This is a genomic window from Xanthomonas sp. CPBF 426 (assembly GCF_903989465.1).
GTDB lineage: Bacteria > Pseudomonadota > Gammaproteobacteria > Xanthomonadales > Xanthomonadaceae > Xanthomonas > Xanthomonas euroxanthea.
Genome location: NZ_LR861805.1, coordinates 1800314 through 1813235, shown reverse-complemented (window position 1 = coordinate 1813235; position 12922 = coordinate 1800314). Strand labels below are relative to the sequence as shown.

At 64.1% G+C, this 12922-nt stretch carries 11 protein-coding genes and 1 other RNA gene; 5 read left to right on the top strand and 7 right to left on the bottom strand.

Going from position 1 to position 12922, the window contains the following annotated elements; all coding sequences use genetic code 11:
• Window positions 1–45: 45 nt before the first annotated feature.
• The 3 genes from dnaK to hrcA form a co-directional block, all read right to left on the bottom strand.
• Window positions 46–1974, bottom strand: coding sequence for a molecular chaperone DnaK (gene dnaK, locus H7A87_RS07765; protein ID WP_039511674.1), 1929 nt, complete (start codon window positions 1972–1974; stop codon window positions 46–48).
• Between the two features lie 142 nt (window positions 1975–2116).
• Window positions 2117–2635, bottom strand: coding sequence for a nucleotide exchange factor GrpE (gene grpE / locus H7A87_RS07760; RefSeq protein WP_010366360.1), 519 nt, complete (start codon window positions 2633–2635; stop codon window positions 2117–2119).
• Window positions 2636–2734: 99 nt separating this feature from the next.
• Window positions 2735–3787 carry a heat-inducible transcriptional repressor HrcA gene (hrcA, locus tag H7A87_RS07755; RefSeq protein ID WP_119129066.1) on the bottom strand — a complete coding sequence of 351 codons (1053 nt, stop codon included), beginning with the start codon at window positions 3785–3787 and terminating at the stop codon, window positions 2735–2737.
• Between the two features lie 116 nt (window positions 3788–3903).
• Here hrcA and recN point away from each other — a divergent pair, with 116 nt between their 5' ends.
• The gene (recN, locus tag H7A87_RS07750; RefSeq protein ID WP_119129065.1) at window positions 3904–5568 is read left to right on the top strand and encodes a DNA repair protein RecN; all 1665 of its coding nucleotides are present in this window, start codon (window positions 3904–3906) and stop codon (window positions 5566–5568) included.
• Between the two features lie 111 nt (window positions 5569–5679).
• Here the strand turns inward: recN and fur are convergent, their stop codons facing one another.
• A complete protein-coding gene (gene fur / locus H7A87_RS07745) occupies window positions 5680–6090 on the bottom strand; it encodes a ferric iron uptake transcriptional regulator (protein WP_016901564.1) in 411 nt (136 codons plus the stop codon).
• Between the two features lie 104 nt (window positions 6091–6194).
• On the opposite strand from fur, the gene bamE reads away from it, so the two are divergent.
• Window positions 6195–6590, top strand: a complete 396-nt coding sequence (gene bamE, locus H7A87_RS07740; protein ID WP_039528130.1) for an outer membrane protein assembly factor BamE — start codon at window positions 6195–6197, stop codon at window positions 6588–6590.
• Between the two features lie 272 nt (window positions 6591–6862).
• Here bamE and H7A87_RS07735 read toward each other — a convergent pair whose 3' ends face one another.
• Window positions 6863–7138: an RnfH family protein gene (locus H7A87_RS07735; RefSeq protein WP_119129064.1), complete on the bottom strand. Its 276-nt coding sequence runs from the start codon at window positions 7136–7138 to the stop codon at window positions 6863–6865.
• 2 nt (window positions 7139–7140) lie between these two features.
• Window positions 7141–7572, bottom strand: a complete 432-nt coding sequence (locus tag H7A87_RS07730; protein WP_104583340.1) for a type II toxin-antitoxin system RatA family toxin — start codon at window positions 7570–7572, stop codon at window positions 7141–7143.
• A 60-nt stretch (window positions 7573–7632) separates the two neighbouring features.
• On the opposite strand from H7A87_RS07730, the gene smpB reads away from it, so the two are divergent.
• Window positions 7633–8136 (top strand): SsrA-binding protein SmpB, encoded by a 504-nt coding sequence (gene smpB, locus H7A87_RS07725; protein ID WP_039520446.1) that lies wholly within the window; start codon window positions 7633–7635, stop codon window positions 8134–8136.
• 154 nt (window positions 8137–8290) lie between these two features.
• Here the strand turns inward: smpB and H7A87_RS07720 are convergent, their stop codons facing one another.
• On the bottom strand, window positions 8291–10747 hold the full coding sequence (locus H7A87_RS07720; RefSeq protein ID WP_119129063.1) for a S8 family peptidase: 2457 nt from the start codon (window positions 10745–10747) through the stop codon (window positions 8291–8293).
• A gap of 133 nt (window positions 10748–10880) precedes the next feature.
• Between H7A87_RS07720 and ssrA the strand changes: the two genes are divergently transcribed.
• Together ssrA and H7A87_RS07710 are read left to right on the top strand one after the other, a co-directional pair.
• Window positions 10881–11277, top strand: a transfer-messenger RNA (tmRNA) gene (gene ssrA, locus H7A87_RS07715).
• Between the two features lie 107 nt (window positions 11278–11384).
• Window positions 11385–12917: a site-specific integrase gene (locus H7A87_RS07710; protein WP_119129062.1), complete on the top strand. Its 1533-nt coding sequence runs from the start codon at window positions 11385–11387 to the stop codon at window positions 12915–12917.
• The last annotated feature ends 5 nt before the right edge of the window (window positions 12918–12922 follow it).

The window sequence follows — 12922 nt, the reverse complement described above, 5'->3', positions numbered from 1 at the left end:
ATGCCGCAGCACCGCTCCTCCCATTCTCGATTCCCTATTCCCCACTCACGCCTTCTTGTCGTCCTTGACTTCGGTGAACTCGGCGTCCACCACGTCGTCGGCGGCCTTGGAGGCCTGCGCGTTGCCGCTGGCCGCATCGGCGTTGCCGCCCTGCTCTGCCGCGGCAGCGGCGGCGTACAGCGACTGGCCGGCTTCTTCCAGGGTCTTGCTGCGGGCCTCGATCTGCGCCTTGTCGTCGCTCTTCATGGCGGTTTCCAGATCCGACAGCGCCGCTTCCACCTTGCCGATCACATCGCCACCGACCTTGCTGCCATGCTCGGTGATCGCGGTGCGGGTGGCGTGGATCAGGCCATCGGCCTGGTTGCGGGCCTGCACCAGTTCCTGGAACTTCTTGTCTTCCTCGCGGTTGGCTTCCGCGTCGGCGACCATGCGCTGGATTTCTTCGTCCGACAGGCCCGAACCGGCCTTGATCTCGACCTTCTGCTCCTTGTTGGTCTTCTTGTCCTTGGCCGACACGTGCAGGATGCCGTTGGCGTCGATGTCGAAGGACACTTCCACCTGCGGCATGCCGCGCGGGGCCGGCTCGATGCCGGACAGGTCGAACTTGGCCAGCGACTTGTTGAAGCGGGCCTGCTCGCGCTCACCCTGCAACACATGCACGGTCACGGCCGACTGGTTGTCCTCGGCGGTGGAGAAGGTCTGCGAAGCCTTGGTCGGGATGGTGGTGTTCTTTTCGATGATCTTGGTGAACACGCCGCCCATGGTTTCGATACCCAGCGACAGCGGGGTCACGTCCAGCAGCAGCACGTCCTTGACGTCGCCGGCCAGCACGCCGCCCTGGATTGCGGCACCCACGGCCACGGCTTCGTCCGGGTTGACGTCCTTGCGCGGTTCCTTGCCAAAGAAATCGGCAACCGCCTGCTGCACCTTCGGCATGCGGGTCTGACCGCCGACCAGGATCACTTCGTTGATGTCGCTGGCGCGCAGGCCGGCGTCGTTCAACGCGGTGCGGCACGGCTCGATCGACTTCTTGACCAGGTCCTCCACCAGCGCTTCGAGCTTGGCACGGGTCAACTTGATGTTGAGGTGCTTCGGGCCCGAGGCATCGGCGGTGACGTACGGCAGGTTCACTTCGGTCTGCTGGCTGGTCGACAGCTCGATCTTGGCGCGCTCTGCGGCATCCTTCAGGCGCTGCAGCGCCAACGGATCCTTGCGCAGATCGATGCCCTGATCCTTGTTGAATTCGTCGACTAGGTACTCGATGACGCGGTTGTCGAAGTCTTCGCCGCCCAGGAAGGTGTCGCCGTTGGTGGCCAGCACTTCGAACTGCTTCTCGCCGTCAACTTCGGCGATTTCGATGATCGACACGTCGAAGGTGCCGCCGCCCAGGTCGTACACGGCAATCTTGCGGTCGCCGCCGTTCTTGTCCAGGCCATAGGCCAGCGCTGCCGCGGTCGGCTCGTTGATGATGCGCTTGACGTCCAGACCGGCGATGCGGCCGGCGTCCTTGGTGGCCTGACGCTGGCTGTCGTTGAAGTACGCCGGCACCGTGATCACGGCCTCGGTGACCTTCTCGCCCAGGAAGTCCTCGGCGGTCTTCTTCATCTTTTCCAGCACGCGGGCGGAGATTTCCTGCGGCGCCATGCGCTTGCCATCGCTGGTCTGCACCCAGGCATCGCCGTTGTCGTGGGCGAGGATGCCGTACGGCACGTGCGAGATGTCCTTCTGCACTTCGGCGTCGGTGAACTTGCGGCCGATCAGGCGCTTCACCGCGTAGAAGGTGTTCTTGGGGTTGGTCACTGCCTGGCGCTTGGCCGAGGCACCGACCAGGACTTCGCCGTCCTTGGTGTAGGCGACGATCGAAGGCGTGGTGCGATCGCCCTCGGAATTTTCGATGACGCGGGCCTTGCCGCCGTCCATGATCGACACGCACGAGTTCGTGGTGCCGAGGTCAATACCAATGATCTTGCCCATGGATACGCTCCTGATGATTCTTTAGCTGTGTCCGGCGACGCCGGGTCTGGCTGAGATGTGGGGGTGGCGCGCAGGTGTTCAAGCCATCTGTGCGCATCTGTGTTCTAACCGCGCGCCCGGCAGTTCAGCCGGGCGCCGGCAATCAGTCGTGCTTGGCCACAACCACCAGGGCCGGGCGCAGCAGACGCTCGTTGAGCAGGTAGCCCTTCTGGAACACCTGCACCACGTGGCCCGGGGCGATGCCCTCGGCCTCGCCCTGGCTGATGGCCTGGTGCTGGTCCGGGTTGAACGGCTGGCCGACCGGGTCGAGCAGGGTCAGGCCGTTGTCGGCCGCAACCTTGAGCAGTTGCTTGTAGGTCATGTCCAGGCCATCGCGCAGCGGGCTGGGCTCGGTGCCGGCCGCGGTCAGGCCGGCGTCCAGGCTGTCGAATACCGGCAGCAGCTCGCCCAGCAGCTTCTCGTTGGCGAACTTGCGCGCGTTCTCGACATCACGGGCAATGCGCTTGCGCTGGTTCTCCAGATCGGCACGCTCGCGCAGGGCATCGGCCTTGACCAGCGCGATCTCGCTGCGCAGCGATTCGATCTCGGCCTTGAGCGGATCGGTCTCGGGTGGGTTCTGGGACAGGTCTTCGGAGTCGAATTCGGGGTGGTCTTGGTTCATGTGCAGTTCCCGGGCAAGCGGAACGCCCGCCCCAACGTCACCCCGTATGTGGGCGCGCGCGCGCGTTTCAAGCAAAATGATCGTATCGATCGTTGCCGCTTATCGCGTGCCGGGCGGTTCCATCGCCGCGCCCAGCACCTGGGCGGCGGTCTGCACCAGCGGAATCACCCGGTCGTAGGCCATGCGTTTGGGCCCGATCACGCCCAGCACGCCCAGCACCTGGCCATTGGCGGCGTACGGCGCGGTGACCAGCGAGACGTCGTCCAGCGACACCATGCCGGTCTCCTCGCCGATGAAGATGCGCACGCCCGGCGCCTGGATGGTGCGTTCGAGCAGCTGCAGGATCTCGCGCTTGCTGGCGAAGGCCTCGAACAGCTCGCGCAGCCGGTCCAGGTCCGACAGGTCCTGCACGCCCATCAGGCGGGTCTGCCCGGCCATCACCATGTCGTCGGCATCGGCCGGCACCAGCGCCTCGCTGGCCAGGTCCACGCTGTGCGCCAGCAGCTGCTCCATCTCGTTCTTGGCCAGGCGCAGCTCGCGCAACAGGCTGGCGCGGATGTCCGCCAGCGCGCGCCCGGCAAATTGCGCATTGAGGTAATTGGCCACCCGCTCCAGCTCGGCCGGCTCGTAGGCCCGGCGCGGCTCGATCACCCGGTTCTGCACCTCGTTGTCGGCAAACACCAGGATCGCCAGCACCCGCCGCGCGTCCAGCGCAACGAAGTCGATGTGCCGGAACGCGAACTGCTCGCGCCGCGGCGCGCTGACCACGCCAACGAAATGGCTCATCGCCGACAGCATCTGCGAGGCACTGCCCAGCAACGACTGGGTGCCGCTGCCGCTGGCAAGCTCCGCGCGCAGGCGGCGCACTTCTTCCTCGCCGGGCGGCTGCATCTGCACCAGGCTGTCGACGAACACCCGGTACCCGTGCGCGGTGGGCACCCGCCCGGCCGAGGTATGCGGAGAGCTGAGCAGCCCCACGTCCTCCAGATCGGCCAGGATGTTGCGGATGGTGGCCGGGCTGACGTCCAGCCCCGCGTGCTGGGCCAGCGTCTTGGAGCCCACCGGCTCGCCGTCGCGGATATAGCGGGCAATCAGCGTCCGCAGCAGCTGGCGAGCGCGGGGGTCGAGCGTTGGGGACTGTGACGCGCGCATGGGATCATCCGGTGAGACTGGGCATAGATAATGTCTGGCCCTGCGGTTGGCAAGCGTCTTATTCCCTGCCCGCCGCTCCCACCCTAAGCTTCCCCAAAGCGTTCACACTCGACCCCATGCTCAGACACCTCTCCATCAAGGATTTCGCCGTCGTCCGCGCCACCGAACTGGAATTCGGGCCGGGCATGACCGTGGTTTCCGGCGAAACCGGCGCCGGCAAGTCGCTGATGGTGGACGCCCTGGGCTTTCTGTCCGGGCTGCGCGCCGACAGCGGCGTGGTTCGCCACGGCGCCGACCGCGCCGAACTGTCGGCCGAATTCCAGCTGCCGGCCCAGCACCCGGGCCTGACCTGGCTGTTGGACAACGAACTCGACGACGATGCGCAGTGCCAGCTGCGCCGGGTCATCCGTGCCGATGGCGGCTCGCGTGCCTGGATCAACGGCCGCCCGGTGACCTCCTCGCAACTGGCGGAACTGGCTTCGCGGCTGGTGGAGATCCATGGCCAGCACGAACACCAGGCCCTGATGGCCCGCCACAGCCAGCTCGCCCTGCTCGACGCCTACGCCCGCAACGGCGCGCAGCGCGAGCAGGTGCGCCAGGCCAGCCAGCGCTGGCAGGCCCTGCTGGACGAGCGCGACGCGCTGTCCGCGCAAGGCGATGTCTCCGACCGCATCGGTTTTCTGGAACACCAGCTCGGCGAACTGGAACGCGAGGACCTGGACCCGGCCGCGATCGCCGCGCTGGACGTCAATCACCGCCGCCAGGCGCATGCCACCGCCTTGATAGGCGCCTGCGACAGCGTGGCCCTGCAGCTCAATGGCGACGACGGCGCCTGCGCGCTGGGCCTGCTGCAGGACAGCCGCCACGACCTGGCGCGCGTGGCCGAGCACGAGCCACGCCTGGGCGAGGTCGATGCGCTGCTGGACAGCGCGGTCATCCAGATCGAAGAGGCGCTGGCCCTGCTCGACCGCGTGCGCGACGACCTGGAGGCCGACCCGGCCCAGTTCGAGGCGATGGAGCGCCGGCTCGGCCGCCTGCACGATCTGGCGCGCAAGCATCGCGTCACCCCGGACGAACTGGCCGCCCAGCGCGAGCGCATGAGCCTGGAAGTGGAAAGCCTGCGCGGCGCCGACGAGCGACTGCAGCAGCTGGACAAGCACATCGAGGCGGCAATCGGCGTCTGGCGCAGTGCAGCCAGCACCCTCAGCGCCAGCCGCACGGCCGCCGCCGAGGCCCTGTCGGCCGCCACCACCACGCTGATCGGCGAGCTGGGCATGGGCGGCGGGCAGTTCCTGATCCAGCTGCAGCCGCAGGACACCCTGCGCCCGGATCCCAATGGCGCCGAGCGGGTGGAATTCCTGGTGGCCGCCAATGCCGGGCAGCCACCCCGCGCATTGCGCAAGGTCGCCTCCGGCGGCGAGCTGTCGCGGATTTCACTGGCGATCGAGGTCGCCGCCCTCGGTCTGGACAGCGTGCCGACCATGGTCTTCGACGAGGTCGATTCCGGCATCGGCGGCGCGGTGGCGGACATCGTCGGGCAGAAGCTGCGCGCCCTGGGCGAAGAGCGCCAGGTGCTGTGCGTGACCCACTTGCCGCAGGTGGCCGCCAAGGGCCATGCGCACTATCGGGTCAGCAAGGCGCCGGTGGACGGCATGACCCAGAGCGCGGTCGAACTGCTCGGCCCGCAGGCCCGCCAGGAAGAGCTGGCGCGCATGCTGGGCGGGGTGGAAGTCAGCAAGGAAGCCCGCGCGGCGGCACGCAAGCTCCTGCAGAGCGCCTGAGCCGACCGGCGTGGCGCCGGCAGAGCTCGGCGTGGCCGGGCAGCCAATGGCTGCAAACGCACAAGGCGGCCGAAGCCGCCTTGTCGTTACCGCAATACCCCTGGCTTGCCGTCAGCGCGGGCGCTTCTTGCGCACGTACAGCACCAGCGAGTGCTCCTCCAGCTCGTAGCCATGCTGGGCGGCGATCTGACGCTGCAAGGCCTCGATCTCTTCGCTCTCGAACTCGATCACGTGGCCGGTGTCCACGTCGACCATATGGTCGTGATGGCCGCCGCGATCCAGCTCATAGACCGCCTGGCCGCCTTCGAAATTGTGCTTCAGCACCAGGCCGGCAGCCTCGAACTGGGTCAGCACCCGATACACCGTGGCCAGACCGATTTCGTCGCCATGATCGAGCAGCTGCCGATAGATGTCTTCTGCGCTGAGGTGGTGCTGGTTGCTCTTCTGCTCGAGCAATTCCAGGATCCGCATCCGCGGATGGGTCACCTTGAGCCCGACTTTGCGCAGGTCGTGGGTTTCCATATGTTCTCCGTTCATTGGCGATTTAGCGCCAGCTGCCATCAAACGGGTCGCGGCGACCGGCGGGAGTGTATCATCGGCGTGATTTCCTCAGCACTTAATCCCCGATGCGTAATCTCCTGCTGGTCGCCGCCGTTGCTCTTTCCACCGCTGGCTGCGGCATCATCTACAAGCAGCCGATCTACCAAGGCAATCTGATCAAACAGAATGCCGTGGAGCAACTGCAGGTAGGCCAGAGCAAGCAGCAGGTCAGCGCGTTGCTGGGTACCCCCTCGATTCCCGACCCGTTCCATTCGCAGCGCTGGGACTACACCTCCACCCAGCGCGTGGACCGTCTGGCGCGTACCGAGATCAAGAACTTCACCGTTTTCTTCGAAAACGAGCAGGTCGTGCGCTGGGAAGGCGATTATTTCCCGTCGCAGGACGAGCAGTTGGCCAAGTCGGCGCCCAAGCAGTTCGGCCGCAATCTGGCCCGCGACAAGAAGAAGCAGCGCGGCCGTTGATGCGCTTGCTCGGCGGTCTTGCGATCGCCCGAGTGTTTGTCAAATCAGAAAACGCATCCTTTCGAACGGATGCGTTTTTTTATTTGCCTGGTCGAAACGACGTGGTTGCTCATGGACGACGGTGCCGAGCCAGCTGCCGATAGCTGGGGCTTTCAATCAGATGTTTTGCATCACCCTGCGCCGGTCCAGGCCACCGGGTGCGTTCACGCTGCTGACCTGCCACCGGAACAGTTCGCTATCACGCGCACACGCACCGCGGCACTGGCAAGCAGTTACTTGCTGGGACCGGCTTTTTTGCTCGGTCCGGCACGGCGACGCCGCGCGTCCTTCGGATCCAGCAGCAGCGGCCTGAGCAGTTCGACCCGATCGCCGTCGCGCAGCACCTGATCCGCGCGCGCAATCAGCCCATGGATCGCCTGCGCCGCGGGTGGTCGGTCCGGTGCCAGACCGGACGCGGCAATCGCCTCGGCCACGGTGGCGCCCTCGGCCAGGTCCAGCGACACCGAACTGTAGCGGTCCGGCCAGGCCAGCACGACGTCGACGCGCATGCTCAGGTGTCGCCGCGATCGGCGACCCGCACGAAATCGTTGACCATGCGGTCGGCCAGGCCTTGAAAGCCCAGCGCCAGCGCCGGACCCAACAGCCGCGAGCTGGTTTCCACTTCCAGGGTCAGGCTGACCTTGCAGGCGTTCTCGCCCAGCGACTGGAATTCCCACAGGCCTTCCAGCCGCTTGAACGGCCCATCGCGCAGATGCATGACGATACGCTCGGGGCGCTCGAGCATGTTTTCGGTGGTGAACCAGGTGCGGAACGATCCCAGCCCCAGATCCAGCCGCGCCACGATGTGCGCCTGGTCCTGTTCAAGCACCTGCGCAGCATCGCACCAGCCGAAACGGCGCGGATAGGCGGCAACATCATTGACCAGGTCGAACATGCGGGTGGCGCTGTGTTCGACCAGGGCGCTGCGACGGATGGTAGGCATTCGCTAACTTGTGAAAGACAGAAGATCGTTTGATGACGCCGAATCGGCGACAATAGCGGCATGAGCAAGAAACCAGCCAAGGATAAAGCAAACGGCGCGACGGCCACGAAAACCATCGCGCTGAACAAGCGTGCGCGCTACGAATACCACCTGGAAGAGCGCTACGAAGCCGGCTTGGCGCTGCAGGGCTGGGAAGTCAAGGCGATCCGCGCCGGTCGCGCCAACATCATCGACGGCTACGCCTACGTGCGTTCAGGCGAGATCTTCCTGATCGGCGCGCAGATCACCCCGCTGATCCAGGCCTCCAGCCACACCGTGCCGGTGGAACGCCGCGACCGCAAGCTGCTGCTGCACCGCCGGGAGATCGACAAGGTGTTGAGCAGCGTCGAACGCGACGGCTACACCCTGGTGCCCACCGCGCTGTACTGGAGCAACAACAAGGTCAAGCTGGAAATCGCACTGGCCAAGGGCAAGCAGAACCACGACAAGCGCGACGCCGCCAAGGACCGCGACTGGCAGCGCGACAAGCAGCGCGTGATGCGGCGGCATAACCGCGACGCGTGAGTGGGGAATCGGGAATGGAGAATCGCAAGAGCTGGGCAGGCTCACTGCGTTGATCTCAGCTGCGTTGACCTCACGTTAGTTAAAGACGCGGGCATTGCTGGATCCGTGAGAAGCATCGCGCTTTTACGATTCCCGATTCCCCACTCCCGATTCATCACGTCGCCCCAAGCATCCGCATCAAATTCGGCACCCCCCTGCCCTGCACATAGCGATCGCGCTGCAGGTCGGTGCAGGTATCCAGCATCAGTTGCTTGACCCGGTCCGGGAAGCCGATGAACTCGCGGCGTGCGGAGAGGAATCCGGCCAGCACGCCGGAGACATGCGGTGCGGCCATGCTGGTGCCGCTCATCTCCACCATCAGGCTCGCCGGGTCGTTCGGGTCGAAGTCGTAATAGGCCGACAGGATCTTTTCGCCCGGCGCCACGACGTCCGGCTTGCCGCGACCATCGGCGGTCGGTCCGCGCGAGGAAAAATACGACACGCCGTAGTTGTGCGGGCTGCTCTTGTGCACCGAGCCGACCACGATGGCGTCTTCCAGATTGCCCGGGTCGCTGATCGACAGATCCATGTTGGCCGGATATGCATCGCCGTCGTTGCCCATCAACCACGCCAGGCCCTCGTTGCCGGCGGCCACCACCACCAGCACGCCTTGCCGCCATAGCCGCCGCAGCTCGTTGCACAGCGGCGTAAAACCGCAGCCATAGCTCTCCGGATCGAAGTAACCGCCAAGGCTCAGATTGACGCCGTGGATGACCAGCTCGCCGGCGCGCTCGTTGATTGCCGCCACCTGCTGCACTGCCTTGATCATCCACGAATCGCGGCCGTTGCCGGCATCGTCCAGCACCTTGAAACCGTAGAGCTGGGTGTCCGGCGCCATGCCGGCGAACTCCAGCGGCTTGCCCGGGTTGCCCTGCGCGTCGGCAATCACCGCGCGGCTCTGGCCGGCGATGATCCCGGCGATATGCGTGCCGTGCCCGTGCCGATCCAGCCGGGCGAAGGCATCGCCGTCAGCGCGTGTCAGTCGCTTGGCCACGCCGCGGCGCGTGCAATCCCATTGCGCCACCACCGTGTCGCGCTCGCCCTTTGCGAAGAAATGCGGATGACTGGCCGCGATACCGGTGTCCAGCACTGCCCAGCCGATCTGCTGGCCGCGTGCGCGATACGCGGTACGCGCCGCATCGGCATGCAGGACGTTGCCGGACACGTTGATCAACGCGCGCTTGCCGGCATCGCGCCACATGCGCCGGAATCCCAATGCCCGGTAGCGGTCCTGCAGCGATTCGATCTCGAACCGCGTCAGCCGTGCCGACACAAACCGCTGCAGGCCATCTTCCAGCGCGATCGCCTCGTCCAGCGCTTCGCCGCTCAAGCCGGTTGTGCCTGCAGCGGCCTGGCGCAGTTGCGCCAGCAGCAGCGCACGCGTGCCGGCCGGATCGTCGCCCGACACCCGCCGATCCAGCTCGATGAGCACCTCGTGCCGGTACTCGGCGCCATGCGCTTCCAGTTGCTCGCTGAGATCCTTGATCAGCACGGCATTGGACACCGGTTGATCGAACCCGACACCCACCGCCTCGCGCACCGCCGCACGCACCTGCGGGATCGACAGGTAGCCCGAACCCGAATGCGCGTTGTGCTGCCAGTCCGGGTTCAAGCGCGCGCCTGAGAGGTTTTCGAACCGTCCCTTGGCATTGGCGATGTCGTCGCTGAGATCCGGATCCAGCGCGATCGGATCGCGCGTATCGGCGACGTTGATCCAGCGCCGCACGCACGGAGGAAACGGCAGCTTGCGCGTGCCGGTCCAGCGCTTAAACATGCTGCGCACCTGCGGCAGGCCCAGGGGCGAGCCCAGGGTCAGGAACAGGCTGACCTCGCACTCGGCAGCCTGGAGCTGACGCAGCACGTCGAAGGCGATCATCGACCCCTGGCTGTGCGCGACCACCACAAACGGCCCGCCCCCCGAGCGCAGGCGCTGCACCAGGCTGTCGCGCATCAACGCTGCACGCTCGGGCACGAAGAACAAATCGTGCACGTCCTGCAGCAGCGCGGCGGAGATCAGCCGCAGCAGCACGCGGTTGATTGCATCGATCGGACCTTTGGCCTGCACCTCGCCGGCTGCCGGCATGGCGGGCGCGGCATCCAGCTCGTCCAGCAAACTATGCAGATCACTGCGTTCCTGCTCGCTCTGTGCCAGGGCGTCGGCGAGCAGATGCAGGTCCTGCTCGCCTGGCACCAGCCCAAGCGTGCTCAGGGCGCGCTGCACGCTCTGATTGAGTGCCGGGCCGACATCGCGCGCATCGCAATTGCCGGGTTCGGCAACCGGATAGCGCTCGCGATTGACCCAATACGCCAGGCGCGTGCGCTCGCCCATCGGCCGCCCGAACAACGCCTTGTCCCACTGACAGCGCAACACCTCGGCCGGCGGCTTGTTGCCGATGCCATGGATGTAGATCACCGTGCGCGCCTTGCCCTGCACGCGTGTCAGCGTGGTGTCCTGCGCCTCCTGCTGCGGGGCCGTGGCTGCGCGCCGAGGCTTGGCTGCGTCGACACCTGGTGCGTGCTTGCGGGGGACGCTACGTGCCTGCCGCGAACGGGGGGGCTTGCCTGTCGCCATCGCTTCTCTCCTTGATTACCAGACCATTCCGTCCGATAGGACTGAAGCCACTGTAAGCGCCGCACGTCTCACCACTTGTGACAGGGCGCCCCGATCCCTACACTGATCAGGTCAGCGTTTTTAAGCTTTCCCCGGGGGTGCACTGGTTTCGACGGGGGTCGCGAAGTCGCTTGGCGCATGCCGAGGGGGCAGCTTTCCTCGTTAATCCAGCAGCAAACTTTTAGTTGCCAACGATGACAACTACGGTTCGGACTTCGCTATCGCCGCTTAATTGGCTTTAGTTGTAGTTCTACAGCCGCCTAAGGCGAACCCCCGAACCTACTTGTGCCCGTGCTCGTAGGTGTAGGGTCATTATCACGGAACCATCGGTAGTGGCTGCCTGTCAGCTACCGGTTAGATAAAGCAGGCTGGTTTCCAGGTGCGCTTTGCCAACCGTGCTGCCTGGGAATGAGATCTAACGGAGGGCTAAGCATGTAGTGCTGGGGATGGAGTGCTTCCGGACGGCGGTTCGATTCCGCCCACCTCCACCATCTGATCGCGGAAAAGAGCAGTAAGTGCTTGATTTCGCGAAGGTTAGGCCCGGGGTTTGATGTTCAGTTTGAGCCTGCGTTAGGTATCAAACGAGGTATCAAACCCCGTGCCGAAGCCTTATTTTCTGCGCCGCCCTGCTGGGCTCTACGTGCGCTTCTTCGTCCCGACCGACCTGCAAGCCATCATTGGCTCGCGCTACCTTGTCCGTCCCGTTCGCTTGTCCCTGGGTGATGCTGCCCGACTGGCCGTAGCTCGAACTGCTGTGGCACTCTCGGAAGCATTCGATCGGATGCGGCGGGGGGCAAGCAGCATGAAGGACGATTTGCTGAGCCAGGCTTTGGCCGCATTGCAAGGCAACGAAGCTCAGCCCTACACCATCAAGGTGGGTGGGATGGAACTGTCTGCTGACGGAGCCGAAGACCATGCTCGGCTGCTCGAAGCGTTGAAAAATCTCCCGCTGCCCTCTTCCACCGAAGTGAGGAAGAAGGCCGGGCCGTTGTTTTCTGAACGCGCAGCCATCCATGTTCGTGAGATGAAAAGAGTCGGTCGAAGTGCGACCAACATCTTCGACACCGAATACAGCCTCGGATTGTTCGTTGCGTTGGTCGGTGACAAGCCTGTTGAAGACTACAAAGCCGATGATGTGCGGAGCTTCCTGGAAGCCATCGAGCACTACCCCAGCAACGCGAGCAAGAAGGCAGAGTTTGCGGGGCTGGCCCCTGCCGACATCTTGAAGAAAGCCAAAAAAGGCAGCTACGCCAAACTTGGGATGCGCACGAAGGAAAAGCATCGAGATCGTTTGGCAGCATTTTTTAATGCGTTGGCCAGCGAAGATCTGATCAGCAAAGCTCCTCATAAGGCAATCCTCAATCGGTCGAAGGCAACCACCGATGAGCCAAGTCGCAATCCATTTTCAAAAGAAGAACTCAACGCGTTGTTTGAGCCTTCAACATTTAAAATGTGGGCTTCGAAGTATCCCCATCGCTGGTTTGGCACCTTGTTGGGATTAACAACAGGTGCCCGCATCAATGAAGTTGCGCAACTTTATGTGGATGATCTAGATCAAGTGGGAGGATGTTGGGGCATCCACATTCGTGCGACACGAGCCGATCAGCGCTTGAAAAATCCGCATTCTTCCCGCTTTGTGCCACTTCCCTCTGCACTGATTGAAGCAGGAATTTTGGTCTATCGAGATGAGGTCAAGTCGGCTGGTTTTGACAGACTGTTTCCCCATCTGCCGTATCACAGTGAACATGGTTACGGGGATGCGTTGGGCGACCAATTCCGAACGTATGCCAAGAAATGCGGATTAACACAACGGCTCAAAAGCTTCCACTGCTTCCGCCACACCCTTTCCAATGCGTTGATCAATGAGCATGGCGTTTCGGTGATGACCACTCAGCAGATCACAGGGCATGATCTGACGCTCCCACCGGGGCTGAAACATTATGTTGATCCGCCCACGGTCCCAGCCCGTTTGCAAGCCTTGGAAAAGTTTGGTCCACCGCTTGATTTGCCAGCCTATCAGCCTAAGCAATTTGATCTTTCGTTTAAACAGGTTCGCCACATGGAACGGCGACGACAGACTGCAAAGCAAGAAGCTATTGCGGTGAAAAATAAAACTGGTTGGAAAAATTAGACACG

Excerpts from the sequence above, each read along its gene's own strand:
- H7A87_RS07720 (WP_119129063.1), bottom strand. The coding sequence starts at position 10,747 with ATGGCGACAGGCAAGCCCCCCCGTTCGCGGCAGGCACGTAGCGTCCCC.
- hrcA (WP_119129066.1), bottom strand. The coding sequence starts at position 3,787 with ATGCGCGCGTCACAGTCCCCAACGCTCGACCCCCGCGCTCGCCAGCTG.
- grpE (WP_010366360.1), bottom strand. The coding sequence starts at position 2,635 with ATGAACCAAGACCACCCCGAATTCGACTCCGAAGACCTGTCCCAGAAC.
- recN (WP_119129065.1), top strand. The coding sequence starts at position 3,904 with ATGCTCAGACACCTCTCCATCAAGGATTTCGCCGTCGTCCGCGCCACC.
- H7A87_RS07730 (WP_104583340.1), bottom strand. The coding sequence starts at position 7,572 with ATGCCTACCATCCGTCGCAGCGCCCTGGTCGAACACAGCGCCACCCGC.
- smpB (WP_039520446.1), top strand. The coding sequence starts at position 7,633 with ATGAGCAAGAAACCAGCCAAGGATAAAGCAAACGGCGCGACGGCCACG.
- dnaK (WP_039511674.1), bottom strand. The coding sequence starts at position 1,974 with ATGGGCAAGATCATTGGTATTGACCTCGGCACCACGAACTCGTGCGTG.
- bamE (WP_039528130.1), top strand. The coding sequence starts at position 6,195 with ATGCGTAATCTCCTGCTGGTCGCCGCCGTTGCTCTTTCCACCGCTGGC.
- fur (WP_016901564.1), bottom strand. The coding sequence starts at position 6,090 with ATGGAAACCCACGACCTGCGCAAAGTCGGGCTCAAGGTGACCCATCCG.
- H7A87_RS07735 (WP_119129064.1), bottom strand. The coding sequence starts at position 7,138 with ATGCGCGTCGACGTCGTGCTGGCCTGGCCGGACCGCTACAGTTCGGTG.